Source organism: Mongoliibacter ruber (assembly GCF_003003005.1).
GTDB classification, from domain to species: domain Bacteria; phylum Bacteroidota; class Bacteroidia; order Cytophagales; family Cyclobacteriaceae; genus Mongoliibacter; species Mongoliibacter ruber.
The window spans coordinates 103,840-121,682 of sequence record NZ_PVTR01000011.1; the positions used below are offsets into that span (position 1 = coordinate 103,840).

At 39.6% G+C, this 17,843-nt stretch carries 14 protein-coding genes; 8 read left to right on the top strand and 6 right to left on the bottom strand.

The window, feature by feature from the left end:
* The first annotated feature begins 150 nt into the window (after nucleotides 1–150).
* The 6 genes from CLW00_RS17070 (at nucleotide 151) to CLW00_RS17095 (ending at nucleotide 7,962) form a co-directional block, all read left to right on the top strand.
* Nucleotides 151–774, top strand: a complete 624-nt coding sequence (locus tag CLW00_RS17070; RefSeq protein ID WP_106134904.1) for a TetR/AcrR family transcriptional regulator — start codon at nucleotides 151–153, stop codon at nucleotides 772–774.
* Nucleotides 758–2,143 carry a TolC family protein gene (locus CLW00_RS17075; RefSeq protein WP_170073241.1) on the top strand — a complete coding sequence of 462 codons (1,386 nt, stop codon included), beginning with the start codon at nucleotides 758–760 and terminating at the stop codon, nucleotides 2,141–2,143. The genes CLW00_RS17070 and CLW00_RS17075 overlap by 17 nt, the downstream gene beginning before the upstream one ends.
* Before the next feature lie 31 nt (nucleotides 2,144–2,174).
* Nucleotides 2,175–3,305 (top strand): efflux RND transporter periplasmic adaptor subunit, encoded by a 1,131-nt coding sequence (locus CLW00_RS17080; protein WP_106134905.1) that lies wholly within the window; start codon nucleotides 2,175–2,177, stop codon nucleotides 3,303–3,305.
* Between the two features lie 3 nt (nucleotides 3,306–3,308).
* Nucleotides 3,309–6,716, top strand: coding sequence for an efflux RND transporter permease subunit (locus CLW00_RS17085; protein ID WP_106134906.1), 3,408 nt, complete (start codon nucleotides 3,309–3,311; stop codon nucleotides 6,714–6,716).
* Between the two features lie 156 nt (nucleotides 6,717–6,872).
* On the top strand, nucleotides 6,873–7,373 hold the full coding sequence (locus tag CLW00_RS17090; protein WP_106134907.1) for a UpxY family transcription antiterminator: 501 nt from the start codon (nucleotides 6,873–6,875) through the stop codon (nucleotides 7,371–7,373).
* 172 nt (nucleotides 7,374–7,545) lie between these two features.
* Nucleotides 7,546–7,962, top strand: a complete 417-nt coding sequence (locus CLW00_RS17095; protein WP_106134908.1) for a hypothetical protein — start codon at nucleotides 7,546–7,548, stop codon at nucleotides 7,960–7,962.
* Nucleotides 7,963–8,538: 576 nt separating this feature from the next.
* On the opposite strand, the gene CLW00_RS17100 is transcribed toward CLW00_RS17095, so the two are convergent.
* The 6 genes from CLW00_RS17100 to ligA all read right to left on the bottom strand — a co-directional run bounded on the left by CLW00_RS17100 (nucleotide 8,539) and on the right by ligA (nucleotide 14,761).
* On the bottom strand, nucleotides 8,539–9,237 hold the full coding sequence (locus tag CLW00_RS17100; RefSeq protein WP_106134909.1) for a hypothetical protein: 699 nt from the start codon (nucleotides 9,235–9,237) through the stop codon (nucleotides 8,539–8,541).
* 140 nt (nucleotides 9,238–9,377) lie between these two features.
* Nucleotides 9,378–9,572, bottom strand: a complete 195-nt coding sequence (xseB, locus tag CLW00_RS17105) for an exodeoxyribonuclease VII small subunit (protein WP_106134910.1) — start codon at nucleotides 9,570–9,572, stop codon at nucleotides 9,378–9,380.
* Entirely contained in the window at nucleotides 9,562–10,878 is a 1,317-nt protein-coding gene (xseA, locus tag CLW00_RS17110; protein WP_106134911.1) for an exodeoxyribonuclease VII large subunit, read from the bottom strand. Before xseA ends, xseB begins: the two co-directional genes overlap by 11 nt.
* 69 nt (nucleotides 10,879–10,947) lie before the next feature.
* Nucleotides 10,948–11,805, bottom strand: coding sequence for a 4-hydroxy-tetrahydrodipicolinate synthase (dapA, locus tag CLW00_RS17115; protein ID WP_106134912.1), 858 nt, complete (start codon nucleotides 11,803–11,805; stop codon nucleotides 10,948–10,950).
* Nucleotides 11,799–12,305 (bottom strand): DUF6913 domain-containing protein, encoded by a 507-nt coding sequence (locus tag CLW00_RS17120; RefSeq protein WP_245917351.1) that lies wholly within the window; start codon nucleotides 12,303–12,305, stop codon nucleotides 11,799–11,801. Before CLW00_RS17120 ends, dapA begins: the two co-directional genes overlap by 7 nt.
* Nucleotides 12,302–14,761 (bottom strand): NAD-dependent DNA ligase LigA, encoded by a 2,460-nt coding sequence (ligA, locus tag CLW00_RS17125; protein WP_106134913.1) that lies wholly within the window; start codon nucleotides 14,759–14,761, stop codon nucleotides 12,302–12,304. Before ligA ends, CLW00_RS17120 begins: the two co-directional genes overlap by 4 nt.
* Nucleotides 14,762–14,908: 147 nt before the next feature.
* On the opposite strand from ligA, the gene CLW00_RS17130 reads away from it, so the two are divergent.
* Complete coding sequence (locus CLW00_RS17130) at nucleotides 14,909–15,541, top strand: TetR/AcrR family transcriptional regulator (protein WP_106134914.1); 633 nt, start codon at nucleotides 14,909–14,911, stop codon at nucleotides 15,539–15,541.
* Nucleotides 15,542–15,584: 43 nt separating this feature from the next.
* Nucleotides 15,585–17,645: a methionine--tRNA ligase gene (metG, locus tag CLW00_RS17135; RefSeq protein ID WP_106134915.1), complete on the top strand. Its 2,061-nt coding sequence runs from the start codon at nucleotides 15,585–15,587 to the stop codon at nucleotides 17,643–17,645.
* Nucleotides 17,646–17,843: the final 198 nt, after the last annotated feature.

Below are 17,843 nucleotides of genomic sequence, written 5' to 3' on the forward strand. Positions count from 1 at the left end.
AATTAAATTTCATTTTGGTCGTATTTGAACAGGGTTACAGTATTATGTTTGATTGGTGACAATAAATATTTAATAAAATTCTATAAAAAACTTTAGAAACTTTGAACTATTGGAAAGTTTCCTGAGTTTTGCATTCAAATTAAAATCAAATTGGAGACAAAAGACAAAATAATCGAGACCGCAACAGAGCAGTTTATGCGCTATGGGGTAAGGTCAGTCACCATGGATGATATTGCCCGGCAAGCAGGAGTGTCCAAAAAGACCATTTATCAGGAGTTTTCTGACAAGAATCAGTTGGTTTATGAAACCTTCAAGGTCGCGATAGAAACAGATAAATGTTCTTTACAGCGATTTCCAAATTCAAAGTCAGGGGTAATTGGTCATTTGGTAGAGTTGTCTGCTTATATCAGAGAACGCTTTACGGATATCAATCCATTGGTGCTGAACGAAATCCAGCGGTATTTCCCACAAAGCTGGCAACTTTTTGAGGATTTCAAAAAGGATTATGTACTAAAAGATGTCATTGAATTGCTGGAGGAAGGCAAAAAAGAAGGCTATTTCAGGCCAGAAATCAATTCTGAAATTTTGGGCTTACTCAGATTGGAACAGATGATGTTAAGTTTTGATCCGATCAAATTTCCACCTTCCAGATTCAATATTCTTGAATTACAATTGGAAATCTTCGAACACTTTCTTTATGGGATTTTTACTGAAAAAGGAAAACAAGCATACCTAAACCAAAAAAACACAAAGCAACATGAAAACCACAATTAAACAGAAATCGGGAATTTTGACACTCCTGATGGCGGTTTTTGCAGTCTTTGCTACCCAAGCACAACAAGTAGTAGAATTGACTTTGGAAGAAAGCTTAAAATACGCGCTTGAAAACAATGTAGATGCAAAAAATGCACAGTTGGAAGTCTTGATTTCGAAAGGAATCATAGGAGAAAATAGAGCAGCAGGTCTACCGCAGATAACAGGAAATCTGGAATTTACAAAAAACCTTCAACCTCCCTTATTGATCCTTCCAGCCGAAGCAGGTGGGGTGATAGGTGGTGATGATGGCCCTCCCGGTCAAGGTAGCTCTCCTGGAGACATTACTGTAATTCCATTTGCGGTAAATTATCAGTCATCTCTAAGCATAAACTTAGAGCAGATGATTTTCAACGGATCATACTTTGTTGGGTTGAAAGCTGCCAAAACGCTAAAATCGCTGACAGAATATGACAAAGAGAAGACGGAAATTGATGTAATAGAAGCAACCAAGAAGGCCTTTTTTACAGTGTTGATCAATAAGGAAAGAAAAGTCTTGGTCTCTGCAAATCTCGATAGGGTAAAAGTTCTTTTACAGGAAACTGAAGCTTTATATAACGAAGGTTTTGTAGAAAAGCTTGATGTAAGTAGGGTGAAAGTGCAGCTAAATAATATTCAGACGGAGTTGGATAGAATAGAAGCGGCCGAAGAAATCAGTAAGCAGCTTTTGAAACTTCAAATAGGAATGCCACTCCAATTGGATATAGAGGTCAATCAGAAAATATTAGACATCCATTCGGTTGACGAATTGGAAACCCTGCTCGGTAATAATGGTTATAGGAGGGTTGAAATCGATCAGATCAAGACCAACTTAGATCTGACAAAATTGGATATGAAGAACAATCAGGTTCAATATATTCCAAACATTTCAGCATTTGGGACTTTCCAAAGAGTGACCGGTGCTCAGGCATTTAACACTATTTTAGACACTGATAGATGGTTTTCCACTTCATTTGTAGGACTTAGGATGAATATACCAATTTTTGACGGATTAAATAAAAGTTATAGAGTCCAACAAAACAGGGTACAGATCAGACAGCTTGAAAATCAACAATACTTTATTGAAGAGAATATTGAACTTGAGATTTTTCAGGCAAAAACCACTTTACAAAATGCCATTAAGACTTTAAATGTACAGTCAGAAAACAGAGAATTGGCTTTGGAAGTCTTTGAAATGACCAAAATCAAATACCAAGAAGGTGTAGGCTCCAACCTTGAAGTTGTGGAGGCTGATTCTGCATTGAAAGAAGCAGAAACCAATTATTTCTCGGCCCTTTATGATGCCCTGATCGCCAAAGTCGAATTGGAAAAAGCATTGGGTATACTTTAAAAACTATCATTTAAGAATTTACAAGAAACATATGAAAACATATTTTCCATTTATTATCGCTGCATTGATTTTGACAGTGGCGTCCTGTGGATCCAAGGATGATTTGGAGGCCAAAAAAGAAAACCTTGAGTCAAAGAAAAAAGAGGCAGCAGCCTTAAGGACTTCAATTGAGGCTCTTGAAAAAGAAATTGCTGAAATGGACCCTGACTTTGCAAGAGAAAACAGAAAGTCTGTTCTGGTGTCTACAATCAATTCAAAGTTGGGTCAGTTTGACCACTATATTGAAGTTACCGGATCAGTGCTATCCAAAAAAAATGTAAGTATCAGTGGTGAAGTATCCGGAAGGGTTCAGGAAATAAACGCTGTGGAAGGCATGCAGGTCAAAGCAGGACAGGTTTTGGCAAGGGTGGATGCAGAATCTATCCTAAGAAATATAGAAGAGGTAGAAAAGCAAATGGAGCTTGCCCGAACCATTTTCGAAAAGCAAGAAAGGCTTTGGAACCAACAAATAGGTACAGAGATCCAATACTTGGAAGCCAAAAACAGGATTGAATCACTGGAAAAAAACCTTGCCAGTCTCAAAACACAAGAATCAAGAACGTTGATCAGAGCACCTTTTTCGGGTACTGTTGAAACTGTTACCATCAGGTTAGGAGAATTGGTACAACCGGGAACGCCTTTGTTTCAGTTTGTAGGTGATTCTGATTTGTTCATCGAAGCTGATGTGTCCGAAAGGCATATTGGTATAGTCAGCAGAGGGGACTCCGTAGATATTTCTTTCCCATCAATCAATGAAACTTTCAAAACCAAAGTTTCTGCTGTAGGCTCGATCATCAATCCGAATAACAGAACCTTCAAGGTGGAAGTGTTTTTGCCAAGAATGCAAAATGTAAAGCCTAACATGATTTCTGTTTTGAAAATCAAGGATTATGAAAATGAAGCTGCAGTGACAGTACCGAATTATTTGATCTTACAGGACACCAAGGGGGACTACGTATTCTTGGTGAAGGATGGGAAAAGTGAGAAAAGGTATGTTCAAAGAGGTAAAACTTATCGTGAAGAGACTGAAATAACCGAAGGTTTGGACGGTACAGAAGTGTTGGTTGACAAAGGATTCAGAGAAGTAGGAGATGGTTTCAGTGTAAACATTGCCCAGCAATAAATCATGAGCGAAGAAAAAAAAGATAAAAAAGGAGTCATCCGAGAGTTTGGGCTGAGTTCACTCTCTGTCAATAACCAAACCTCTGTGGTGATATTGGTGCTCATCATTTCGGTATTGGGAATGTTGGCCTATAGGACAATGCCTAAGGAAAGTTTTCCGGAAATTGTAATCCCCACGGTCTATGTAGGGACTTCATATCCGGGAAATTCCCCTGTGGACATGGAAAACCTCATCACACGGCCTATTGAAAAGGAGTTGAAATCCATCAATAATGTCAAAAGTATCAAATCTACCTCTGTGCAGGATTTCTCATCGATCGTGATGGAGTTCAATCCGGGAGTGGAGATTTCGAAAGCGCTTCAAGATGTCAAAGATGCGGTAGATAAGTCCAAAAGTGAATTGCCTACCGATTTGGATAGAGACCCGGACGTGTTGGAGATCAACACCTCTGATTTCCCGATCATGAACATCAATATCTCCGGGAATTATTCAGAACAGGAGCTAAAGAAATTTGGTGAATTTTTGGAAGATGAGATTGAGAAACTTCCTGAAGTTTCCAAAGCGGAACTCAGGGGAACTGTGGAGAGAGAAATAAGAGTAGATGCTGATATCTATAAAATGGAAGCTTTGGGCGTGGCATTCAGTGATATTTCTGATGCCATCTCCCAGGAGAACGTGACCATTTCTGGAGGGAATATCCTTTCAGGTGAATTCAGACGCTCATTGAGGATCACAGGTGAATTTGATCATCCTGATGAGCTCAAGGATATCATCATCAAGACCGAAGAAAACAGGATCGTGTACTTGGCCGATGTCGCTGAGGTATCTGATACATATAAGGAAAGAACCAGTTATGCCAGAAGCAATAAACTTCCCGTTGTCACTGTCAATGTGGTCAAAAGAAGTGGGGAAAACTTACTTGCAGCTTCTGATAAGATCAAAGAGATCATTTCTGATGCTAAAATTAACCGTTTTCCTGATGATTTAGAGATTTCCATTACCAATGATCAATCCAAACAGACACGTTCCCAGGTAAATGACTTGGAAAACTCCATCATTTTCGGTGTGATTCTGGTCGTATTGGTTTTGATGTTTTTCTTAGGATTCAGGAATGCCTTGTTCGTGGGGATTGCCATTCCTCTGTCCATGTTTATTTCCTTTTTGGTGCTCAATGCATTGGGGATCACATTGAATCTAATGGTGCTTTTTGCATTGATTCTTGCTTTGGGCATGTTGGTGGATAATGGTATCGTAGTGGTGGAAAATGTCTACCGATTGATGCAGGAAGGCAAGTCAGCAGTCAGGGCAGCCAAGGAAGGAGTAGGAGAGGTGGCATGGCCGATTATTACCTCTACCGCTACCACATTGGCGGCATTTATGCCATTGGCATTTTGGGATGACTTGATAGGGGAGTTCATGAAATACCTTCCAATTACCTTGATCATCGTTTTATCCTCATCGCTTTTCGTGGCATTGGTTGTCAATCCTGTATTGACTTCCTTGCTGATGAAGGTCCAGGATGTGGATAAGGAAAAGCCTAAAAAGAAAGCTCTTTTGGTTGCGCTATTCCTTATGGTAATGGCAGGAATCAGTTACTTGGCAGGTTCCATCACCTTTGGAAATCTCTTTGCATTGGCTTCATTGCTGACCGCTTTCAATGTGTTAGTGATGAGAAAAGCCATCAGGTGGTTTCAGAATGTGTTTTTGGTGAATTTGGAAAACTTATATGAGACAACATTGAAATTTGCCTTAAGAGGCAAAAAGCCATATTTGTTTTTTGGAGGTACTGTCCTTTTGTTAGTCCTTAGTGTGGTATTATTGGGTATACGGTCTCCGAAAGTACTTTTCTTCCCTGATAATCAGCCTGCATTGGTCAATATCTTTATCGAAAATCCAATTGGGACAGATACTGAGGCGACCAATACATTTATGAAGCAGATGGAGAATGACTTGGCCGATGTATTGGAGCCTTATTCAGATATCATAGAAGCTGTCATTACTCAGGTAGGTGAAGGTACAGGTGATCAGATGTCAAGTATGGGCAATACACCTACGCCACATAAAGCAAAAGTGACCATTAGCTTTGTGGAGTATCAATACAGACAGGGAGTGAACACCAACAAAATCATGGAGGAAATGCGTGAGTTGGTAGAGAAGTACCCTGGAGTATTGGCTACAGTGGATAAACAAACGAATGGACCTCCTGTAGGTAAGGCCGTCAACATTGAAGTAAGTGGTGAGAATTTCGAAGAATTGATTGCTTACACCACGAGATTCAGAGAATTTTTATCCAATTCAAATGTTCCTGGTATAGAGGAGTTGAAATCTGATCTGGAATTGGGTAGTCCTGAGGTGGTCTTGAATATCAATAGAGAAACTGCCAGGAGATTTGGGCTTTCCACCTCTACCATTGCCAATGAATTGCGTACGGCGCTTTTTGGTCTTGAGGTGTCCAAATACAAAGAAGGAGAAGATGATTATCCTATTCAGCTTAGATTGAAAGATGAGCAAAGGTATGATATGACCTCTTTGATCAATAAGAAAATCAATTTCAGAGACAAATTCGGTAATAAGAAAGAAGTGCCAATTTCAGCTGTAGCAGAATTGGAATATGGTTCTACTTATGGTTCTGTTAAAAGAAAGGATTTGGATAAAGTAATCACGATATTCTCCAATGTCACGGATGGCTACAACCCAACCGAAATCAATAACCAATTGAAGGCGCTCAGCGCGGAATTTGAAGAGCAGGATGGTATTACGGTTAAGTTTACCGGTGAACAAGAAGAGCAGGCAAAATCTACTGAGTTTTTGATGCGAGCACTCTTTATCGCGGTGTCGGTGATATTCCTGATCATTGTAGCTCAGTTTAATTCTGTAACTACACCATTTATCATCATGGCTTCGGTAGTTTTGAGTACTATTGGTGTATTCTTGGGGTTGTTGATATTCAATATGGATTTCGTAGTCATCATGACTGGGATCGGTATCATATCTCTAGCTGGTGTGGTGGTGAACAATGCCATTGTACTGATTGATTACACCAATTTGGTCAGGGAAAGAAGAAGAGAAGAACTCAATATCCAAGAAGATGAATATTTACCATACAATGAATTGTTGGACAGTATTGTATTGGGTGGAAAGACGAGGCTTAGACCAGTACTTTTGACTGCCATTACTACAGTACTTGGATTGATTCCATTGGCTATTGGTATGAATATTAATTTTGCAACATTGCTCAGTTCGTTTGATGCCCAATTCTATGTGGGAGGAGATAATGCAGATTTTTGGGGGCCGATGGCATGGACTGTAATATTTGGGTTAACCTTTGCTACTTTCCTTACGTTAGTCATCGTACCTGTCATGTATTTAATGGCAGATAAATTAAACATGTTGATTCGTAGAATGAAGTAGCATGATTAAATAAAGGTTGGTGGTTTTTAAATGTGTAAACCCTTGAGGCTCTACCTCAAGGGTTTTTTAATGTCCTATGATATCCAAAATTCCAATTGGTATGCTCAGAGGGCTACATTTATTTCGTATTTTTGAAATCAAAATTATCTGAGAAACATGAATGATTTACAGTGGTTTGTCATGTACACTACTTCAAGAGCTGAAAAGAAAGTTGCGCAGCGCTTGAGAGAAAAAGGACTGGAAGTGTACCTGCCGATGGTGGAAGAATTGAGACAATGGTCTGATAGAAAAAAGAAAGTGCAAAAGGCATTATTCAACGGCTACCTTTTTGTGAAAACCTCCAAAACCAATTTGTGGGAAGCCTTGCAGGTTCCCGGTGCTGTGAAGTTTGTGCATTTTGCGGGCGAGCACGCGACTGTCAGACAGACTGAAATAGATACTATCCAAAGGATTTTAGAAACTGGTGTAGCGGTAGAAACCGACAATTCCGAAATAGAAAGTGGGGAGCAGGTGAAAATTCTGGGTGGTCCACTTGAAGGTATGGAAGGAGAATGTGTCAACAAAGGAAATAAAGATTACTTTATCATTCGTGTGCCCGGAATTCATCAAAATGTGATGGTCAATATACCAAGGAAGTATCTGGAGGTGATAGGGTAGGGATGAATTGGAAAGGGAGAGTTTTTCCTGACATAGGTTATAATCTTCGTTTCTAAACTTTCAAATTTTTTTCTTGGTATCCCAGTGTCAAAGTCAAATTGTTATTATTGAATTATTTTATTAGTTTTAATACAAATAACATTTTTAATTCAATTTAAGATAGATCAAGATCATGTTCATTATTTTAATTGTCATACTTGCATTAAATGATCCAATTTTGGAAGGAAGGTGGATTATAGAAAGGTTTATAAGTTTTGAAAATATAATTGCATCAAAAAATTTTCAAAACATGGACAATGAGCAACAAATAAGAGCATTAAAAATGTATGATTTGTACATGGAACGTGTTGATTTAAATTTTAAAAGTGATACCGTTTATTTCAAGGATTTAAAAAACGAAGAAATTATTGACAAAATAGGGCTTTGGTATATTATTCAGGATACTTTGGTTATTAACGATCTGGAAAAAATAGCTACTTACAAATACTTTATTGAATCATACTCAAATTGTGATTTGCATTTAAAACCAATACTTCCTGGAAACCTAGTAAGTAAAAGTGGAAGTACTTTTAAGAAAGAAGAATGTTAATAGCAATTTGAAATATATAAGATTGCAGACAGTTCAAATGATACTAACCTACTTTTTCCTGACCTCGATACAGGGATATCCACATGGTAATCTGAAAATTTTGAAATTAGTGTATACTATATAGCGTGAGTTGTTTAAATCCTGGAACATAGAGGGAAATAATTTACCACAAAAATAAGCAAAAGTCACAAAAGCTATTGAAGGCAGTCTTTTTCCCGGAATATTAATCTAATTTTCAAAACTGTAAAAATTTGTAATTCAATATAATTCATGGCAGGACCCTAAAGTGTCCGGTACTTCGGTCTTCCGTCTTGCCTGTGATAGGATATAGGGTTACTGGCAAAGAAGCGTACATTCAAAATAGTATTTATTCTTTTGTTTTCTTTATCACTTTGTGGTTGAAAATTCCCTAAGGACTGCCAAAAGACTAACTTTGATCTTAAAAACAAAAACTATTATCTAAAACTTTCAAATTTTCTTATGAGTACCCAGTGTCAAAGTTAAGGCGAATAAGCTTACCTAAGAGATAAACAATAACCATATCCAATCTGATGTCTTATATCCTATGAAACTAATTCACCTCTTTTTTCTTGCCAAAAATCTTTTATAAACAATCTGGGCTTGGGCCAAATGATCTCCAAACCTGTTAAAGTTTTCATTGCCGTCAATATTGTCAGAGAAGGTGAAAAGCATCGTTCCTTCCAAAGCAATATCAGATAAGTCTCCAAGTCTGAAACTGATCCCGGCCCTGAAGGGAACATACCCTGTTGTTACATTGGCTCTGGTAAACTGAGCATCTGGCTCCAATGAAAAAGCTTCTTTTCTTTCCACATGCATTACCCCAATCCCTAGACCAGAATATAGGTTGACCCATGACCTGTTCATATGATTGATATAAGGGAAAAGATAAAATATAGGCATCACATCTGCATGGTAAGCTTCTCCTGAAAATTGGAAAGCACTTCCATAAAGATTCCAGTGATCTTGTACCTTTTGAGATGGATTTCCACCGCTTTCAAGCCATTGAATACCCGCTGTGGCTTTCAAACCCCAATGCGGATGGAATCTTTTGGTGTAAGAAATAGAGGCCGCCGGATTCCAGGGAAAGTTGAAAGATCTATACGCGCCACCATTGTCGGCATAGATGAATGAGGGTCCTATCCCAATAGATAGCACCTCTGTTTTCGGTATTTTTTCTTTGTAAAAGTTCTGTGCATCCACGCTACACACTAAAAAGAAAAATAGGGCTGCCAGTAAAATTGTTTTTGTATTCATCGTATATTATCAAACATCTAAATCAATCATCAGCCACAAAAGTGCCAACTTGGCCGTGATAAATGAATTAAGCTCAAAAATGTATCTAAAGTCTTTATTATGGTAATTTTTGACAATTTTAATTAAAATTATAGTAAAATTCAATCTTCGTTTAATGTTTTGTGTATCTCTTCTTCAGTTTTTCTAAGTTTTTCTTTACACTTTTTTACCAGTAAAGAAGCTTCCTTAACCAATTCGGATAGCTCGTCCATTCCCTTTTCACCACTTTCTAACTGCTCTACGATTTCTTCTATTCTTGAAACCGCATCATCATAGCTGTTTGCTTTATTTTCCATGTTTCTCTACTTTATTGATTGTACTTGATATTTTTTCACTCTTTGTAAATGTCATCAGTTCTTTTCCCGGTTCAGGCTGAGTCAAGTGTAACGGAATGCCCCCAATTTCAGATCTTGTATATCCTTTTTGGAAAAAACTTTCAGGATTCAACGTCCTGATATCTTTTTCCAATTGGTCAAGACGCGTCTGTGCTTTTTGTAGTTTGGTATTGACAGTTGATTTCAGGGCTTTTCCATAATTGTCCAATTTCAATTTTTCAAATGAAATCAAATGCCTTGACTTCGATAGAAGCTGCTCCTTCTTATGATCAAGAAAATGATGCTGTTGTTGTAAGGTTGCTCTTGTTGCCAATTGGAGCCTTGACATGAGTTGGGATAGATTTCCTTCTTCCCTTTTTAGAATCAGCTGAGAATGCCTGTCAATCCCTTTGAGTAGGGTGATAAGGTTTTCTTCGAAGGCTTGAAATCCCGAAAGGATAAATTCGGCAGCAGCAGTTGGTGTTTTCATCCTTGTATGTGCCACCAAGTCAGCGATTGTTTCGTCCCTTTCGTGCCCTATGCCTGTGATGACTGGTATTTTGCTGTTTGCAATGCTTATTGCCAAGCCATAATCGTCAAAGCAATCCAAATCCAATTGTGCACCACCACCTCTGATGAGCACAATGGCATCATATTTTTTCTGAACCAAGTCAATTTCAATGCTCTCAAATGCTTTTTTTAGTGTCGCTGAAGCTTCAGCACCTTGTAGTGTTGCTTGGTATAGTGTGTGTTCAATGCGGTAGCCGAACCTATTATGATCGATTTGGTTGGTGAAATCACCATAACCTGCTGCAGTTACAGAACTGATGACAGCGATTTTTTGAGGTACTGTTGGAAGCTTTAAGCCTTTGTTGATGTCCATCATTCCCTCTCGGTGTAGTCTATCTATCACCTCCTGCCTTTTTCGCGCCCTTTCCCCCAATGTAAAATTTGGGTCAATATCTTTCACATTGAGGCTAAATCCATACAGTTCATGAAAAGTCACTGATACCAAGGCCAATACTTTCATTCCTGATTTTAATTGCTGGCCTGTAGCTTCAAAGAATTTCCCTGAGATAGTTCTGTAGGCATAGACCCAACAGTTGGCACGGGTTTTTGCAACTATCTTGTTCCCGCTTTTTTCTACCAAGTCCATGTAGGCATGTCCTTGGGTGCCAAAATTCAATTGGGCAATTTCCGCAATCACCCAATAATGAGGCTCAAGATACCTGTCCACCGTATCCCTTATAATTTCATTGAGAGCTAAAAGTGAAATGGGCTGCGACATAATGATTTGTTCTTTTCAAATTTAAAAATAACCCTTCAGGCTCAATTTGCTAGCCTGAAGGGGTGTTACTTATTTGATCATATTGGCCTGGATGTTTTCTTTTAGACCTTTAGAAGCTTTTACCAAGGGAAGCCTTACAGCATCTCCACAGATTCCCAAAAGATTCATCAGACATTTAAGTCCTACGGGATTGCTTTCCTCATACATATATGGATTGATATCCAACAACTTAAATGCAGCCTCTTTGGACTTTTCAGGAGTTCCATGACAGATGATTTTGAAAAGTCCCGGATAAGCATTTGCCAATACTGAAATCACACCTGAACCTCCGATCACATTCATGGAGGGAGTAAGGATATCATCTCCAGAAATCAGAAGAAAATCTTCAGGCATTTTGGAAGCAATTCTCATGCATTGAGACAAGTCCCCGCTTGCCTCTTTCATGCCAATGATGTTTAGGTGCTGGGCCAAGCTAAGTGTAGTCTGATAAGATACATTAGACATGGTTCTTCCAGGCACATTGTATAAGATGACAGGTACCGGACTGGCATCTGCAATGGCGGTATAATGTGCAAGAATCCCGGCCTGACTCGGTTTGTTGTAATAGGGGCTGACCGATAGGATTGCATCTATGCCTGCAAAATCCGTTGTTGCGATTTCTTCAAGTACGGATTGGGTGTTGTTACCACCGAGACCATATACGATGGGTAGACGGCCTGCGTTGTACTCGAGAGCAGCCTTCAGCACCGCAGTTTTTTCATTTTTACTCAGTGTAGCACTTTCTGCTGTGGTACCTTGCACTACCAGATAATCAGCCCCCCCTTCAATGACATGGTTGATTACCCTTTTGAGGCCATCAAAGTCTATGGATAAATCTTCGTGAAAAGGAGTGATAAGGGCGACACCTGTGCCTTTGAACTTTAACATGCTTCTTTGATTTTTTTAAGGTAATCTATAAGGTGATGAACATTGCTTTTGAGATCATCACTTTCAGCTGTCAGCATCAGGTCTAGATATGGCTTATTTTCTTCTGAGAAAAGACCTATGGTAAACCCACTCTGATTTTGGAGGAGCAAATAACGTAAATAAGGATTAAGCTTTAAAGAAGGGATAAGAATAAAATCCATTTTTTCGAGTAAAAACTCATTGAAATATTCGGAAGGCAATGCCAACCAATTGAAGTTTTTGTGAGAAATACCTTCAACCATCCTGTTTTCCTCTTCAGTGTAGAAAAGGCCGATGATTCTTACTTTATACCCCCATAGATCTCTTAAAAGTTCTTTGGTAATCAGAAAGTCTTCCTCTGAATTGGATAAAACACCTACGCACTTAAACTCCTGGGGAACCTGAATGTCTCTTTTAGGTAGATTTTTGAGTAGTTTGTCGAGTTGCCATTCTATCAGAATGTCTTTGAGCCATTTCATCATGCTGTATTTTTGCCTAACATTTTAAGGAATTCTTCTTCGGAAATCAGTTTGACACCCATTTTTTGTGCTTTTTCTTTTTTGCTTGGTCCCATGTCTTCGCCTTCTATGATAAAGGATAATGCCTTGGAAACGGATTTCACATATTGTCCGCCGTTGGCTTCTACAAAGTCTATGATTTCGTCTCGCTTAAAATTATTGAGTTTTCCCGATGCAAGTATTTTCATTCCATCAAGAGCATTGGATTGAAGTTCTTTTTCATCTTCTATTACCTCAAAATTCAACCCATGTGATTTCAACCTTTCTATCATCCTTAGGTTTTCTTCATCTGCAAAATAGTCAAAAATGCTGGTTACCAGCGTGTCACCCACTCCATTCACTTCAATCAACTGCTCGGTGGTGGCGACTTTAAGGTTTTCCAGACTTTTGAAGTGACGAGCAAGAATCTGGGCTGTATTTTCCCCTACGTTTCTAATGCCCAACCCAAATAGCACCTTTTCAAAAGGTTGTGTCTTGGATGATTTGATACCGCTCATCATATTGGAAATAACACCTTCCTGAAAAGTATTGGCCTTGAGTTTTTTGATTCTATCCTCTATTTCACCACTGATAGGGAGGTTCAGCTTGAGCATAATTCGGTGTATGGTATTTTCCTTGAGGGAGGCTTTAGCGATTTTTTCCAAGTCTACATAATTGCCGATCAATTGGTACAATACCACAGGAACTGGAAGGAATTCTTCAATTTTTGGAAAGCCTGCTTGTCCAAGGCTATCAATCAATCTTTGAATACTGCCGACATTCTGGGCTGTTTTTTTGTTTGCCTTCCTGATGAAATCCTGAAACCTGACCAAAACTTCCTCCAATGGGAATGCTGTATTTTGTTCTAGAAATTTGCTGATGGCACTAAGAGCAAGACCTTCTGTCAAAGCGAAAAGTGCCTTTGTCAGGGAGATGTATAAAATACCCTCATCACTCTTTTGGTATTGATCCTGACTCATTTCAAGTCCGAGCAATTCATCAGCCTTTGATTCCAAATCATAAAGATCAGCTGGATCTTTGATATAACCTTGGTCTATGAGCGTTCGGATTCTTTCTGTGCCTAGAGAGTCGATATCCATGGCTCTTTTGTGGAGGAAGTGTTCGATTTTACCCAAAACCTGTGGCGGGCAGGATTTGGTGTTTGGGCAGAAATGCTTTGCTTCTCCTTCTTTCCTCTCAAGTGCGGTACCACATTCCGGACAATGGTCAATGTATTGAATGGGTTTAGCTCCATCGAGTCTACTGTCTTCAACTACTTCGGTGATTTTGGGTATGATTTCTCCGCCTTTCTCTACCAAGACAGCGTCCCCTTCGTGCAGGCCTAATCGCTCAATTTCATTTGCATTGTGCAAGGAGGCCCTTTTGACCGTGGTCCCTGCCAAGTGAACGGGAGACAAGTTGGCCACAGGAGTAATGGCACCCGTCCGGCCTACCTGATAGGTGATAGAAAGCAACCTGCTTTCAGCACTTTCAGCTTTGTATTTGTAGGCAATGGCCCAGCGTGGTATTTTGGCAGTAAAGCCCAGTTCTTCTCGCTGATCATAATTATTGACCTTGAGCACAACTCCATCTGTGTCCAGTGGAAGTTCAAAACGTTTTTCCCTCCATGCCTCTATGTAAGCAAGCACTTCTTTTATTGAGTCACATTTGGAATAGGTCTGGGATACATTGAAACCCCATTTTTCTATCAACTTGATCGCTTCTTCGTGGGTATCTACTCCGATTTCATCCCCCAAGAGCTGATAAAAATAGCAGTTCAACCTTCTTTTGGCAACGATGCTGCTATCCTGCATTTTGACTGTGCCAGAGGCGGCATTCCTAGGATTAGCCAATAGTGCATCACCAGCGGCTTCTCTTTCTGCATTGATTTTGTCAAACTCTTTTCTTGGCAGGAAGATTTCACCCCTTACCTCAAAAAAGTCAGGAATATTATCTCCTTTAATGTGAAGGGGGATATTTCTTATGGTCCTAATATTCTCGGTTACTACATCTCCTTTTGTTCCGTCCCCACGGGTCACGGCACGGATCAACTTGCCGTTTTCATAGACCAAGCTAATTGCGACACCATCAAACTTCATTTCACAGAAATATTCGTAATTCCTATGTTCAAGCCCTTTGGCTACCCTTTCATCAAATGCCAAAAGTTCCTCATCTGAATAAGTATTGCCCAAAGAAAGCATCCTAGATCCGTGAAGAGCAGTCTCAAATTCTTTGGTAATGGTTCCACCAACCCGCTGACTGGGACTATCTGCTTCCAGGTATTCGGGAAATTCGCTTTCCAGGCGGACCAGTTCTTCTAACAGTTTATCAAAATCAAAATCGGAAATTTCCGTCCTATCTTCCTGATAATAAAGGTGATTGTGGTGATTGATTTGCTGGGTCAATTCTTTGATTCGGGCTTGGGCCTGTTCTGCAGTCATAAAATTTCAAAAGAGTCTTGATTGACAATAAGTCAAAATTAAGCTTTGTGTAAACAAACACAAAGGAAAGATTCCATGGGAAGTCATTTTAATGCTTTGGTCAGTTTGTAAATGGGATTAATTATATTTGCCTCCCATTCGGCAACTATGAGTAAAAAAGCAGATATAGAAAATAGGATTTTGGTGGTGTCATACCAGCTCTTTTTGAAGCAGGGGTATAAAAACACCACCATGGATGATATTGCGCAGGAACTTTCTATGAGTAAAAAAACCCTGTATAAATATTTTCCCGGTAAAATGGAATTGCTTTCGGCCACATTTGATGTACTCAAAACCAGGTTGGCAATCAAGGTCCAGACATTGTTGGACAATAGGTATATTCCATTTGCTGCAAAGCTCAAATCACTCTTGACTGTAGTGGCTACTGATTTGGCACCCATCAATCCTGAACTCTTGGAAGATTTGCGTGATCATGCTCCGGAAGTTTGGAAAGAGTTGCAGGAATATATCAGAGAAGCGGCCTATCTGAGATTCAGTAAATTGATTCAGGAAGGAATGGAAAAGGGGTATGTTGCAAGTCATGTCAACATCAGTTTGGTGGTGTTTCTCTATGCATCTGCCATCCAAAATCTTATTGACCCCAAGTTTCTTTCACAATTCCCTAAAGAAATGAGGGATAAAATGGGACTTAAAACTTCAGAAATATACGATCAAGCTATTCAGATCATTTATCAAGGTATCCTTACAGATGAAGCCAAAGAAGAATACCAACAAACTTAATCACTTCAAGATTTACTTAATTACCAGATTTCCTTTTTGATTTATGAAAAACCAATCATTCAAAAGATATACAGTTACTTCGGCACTTCCATATGCGAATGGACCATTACATATTGGTCATTTAGCGGGCTGCTATATTCCATCAGACATCTATGTGAGGTATCTTAGGTCCATGGGCCGAGATGTGGCTTATGTATGCGGCTCAGATGAACATGGTGTTGCCATTACCATTAAAGCAAGAAAAGAGGGTATCACCCCACAGGAAGTGGTAGACAGGTATCATGACATGATGAAGAAGAGTTTTGGTGAATTTGGAATCAGTTTTGACCACTATTCCAGGACTTCGGCCAAAATACATCATGAAACAGCTTCTGAGTTTTTCAAAGACCTTTATGATAAAAAGGAATTTTTGGAGCAAACCACCGAACAGTATTACGACGAGGAGGCAGGGCAGTTTTTGGCTGACCGGTACATTGAAGGCACTTGTCCAAAATGCGGCCATGAAGGCGCTTACGGTGACCAATGTGAAAAATGCGGTTCTTCTTTGAGCCCAACAGAACTGATCAACCCCATTTCCAAATTGTCAGGTAGCACACCTGTTTTGAAAGAAACCAAGCATTGGTTTTTGGATTTGGCCAGGTACACCGAATTCCTGAAAAACTGGATTTTGGTAGAACATGAGTCTGACTGGAAAAATAATGTACTTGGCCAATGCCGCTCTTGGCTGGAAGCCGGAGAAGGCTTGCAGGCTCGGTCAATGACCAGAGATATGGATTGGGGAATTCCTGTCCCAGTCGAAGGTGCCGAAGGAAAAGTATTGTATGTGTGGTTTGATGCACCTATTGGATACATATCCTCTACTAAAGAATGGGCTGCGGAGAAAGGGATTGACTGGGAGCCTTATTGGAAAGACAAGGATACCAAGCTGGTTCATTTTATCGGGAAAGACAATATTGTGTTTCATTGTATCATTTTTCCTGCGATTCTCAAGACACATGGGGAGTTTGTACTTCCCGAAAATGTGCCTGCCAATGAATTTCTAAACCTTGAAGGAGATAAAATTTCCACCTCCAGAAACTGGGCGGTATGGTTGCATGAGTACCTAGAGGAATTCCCAGGTAAACAGGATGTATTGAGGTATGTACTTACCGCCAATGCGCCTGAGACCAAAGACAATGACTTTACCTGGAAGGATTTTCAGTCCAGGAACAATTCCGAGTTGGTCGCTATCTATGGTAATTTTGTGAACAGGGCAGTAGTACTGACCCATAAGTTTTTTGATGGAAATGTGCCGGATGTAGGAGATCTTCATGGGATTGACAAAGACGTATTGGAAGAGATCAAGGCCTTTCCTGAGAAAATAGCGGCTTCAATTGAAAGGTACAGGTTTAGAGAAGCGCTGTCTATTGTGATGGATTTTGCAAGAACGGGCAATAAGTACCTCGCAGATACAGAACCTTGGAAAACCATCAAAACAGATAAAGAAAGAACAGGCACAATACTTAATATTGCTTTGAATATCGCAGCTAATCTTGCGGTGGTAGGAGAGCCGTTTTTGCCATTCACTTCTCAGAAAATATTCGAGATGTTCAGTCTGGAAGATCTAAAATGGGCTGATGCCGGAAGGATAGATATTCTTCAGTCAGGAGTCAAAATTAATCCAGCTGCACTTTTATTTGAAAAAATAGAAGACAATGTGGTGGAAGCACAAGTGAATAAATTATTGGAATCGAAAAAACAAAACGAATTGGCCAACGCCAAAGCAGCACCTATGAAAGAGATTATCACTTATGATGATTTTGTGAAACTGGACATGAGAGTAGTCAAAGTATTGACTGCTGAAGCCATGCCGAAGTCCAAAAAATTACTCAAACTTACCGTGGAAACAGGTTTGGGAAAAAGAACAGTGCTTTCCGGTGTGGCCGAGCATTTCAAACCGGAGGATTTAGTCGGTAGGCAAGTTGTCATGTTGATCAACCTCGCTCCGAGAAAAATGATGGGAATAGATTCTGAGGGCATGATTTTGATGGCAGAGGATAAGGATGGTAGCCTGAAATTGCTACAACCCCATGAGGCTACTGCGGATGGGTCTACCATTTCGTAAATAAATTGATTTGAATTTTAGTCATTTACAGGCAGGAACGATTGTGTTTCCTGCCTGTTTTTTTATAGGCTTAATGCAATGCCAAAATTTGCTAAGATAATTCTGAAATCAATCAGATCTTCTATAAAATAACCGTAAGAAGCTCCTCTAGCCAAAGTCCAGTATTGATGTGGATGGTCGGACCTTAGGTAACTGAAG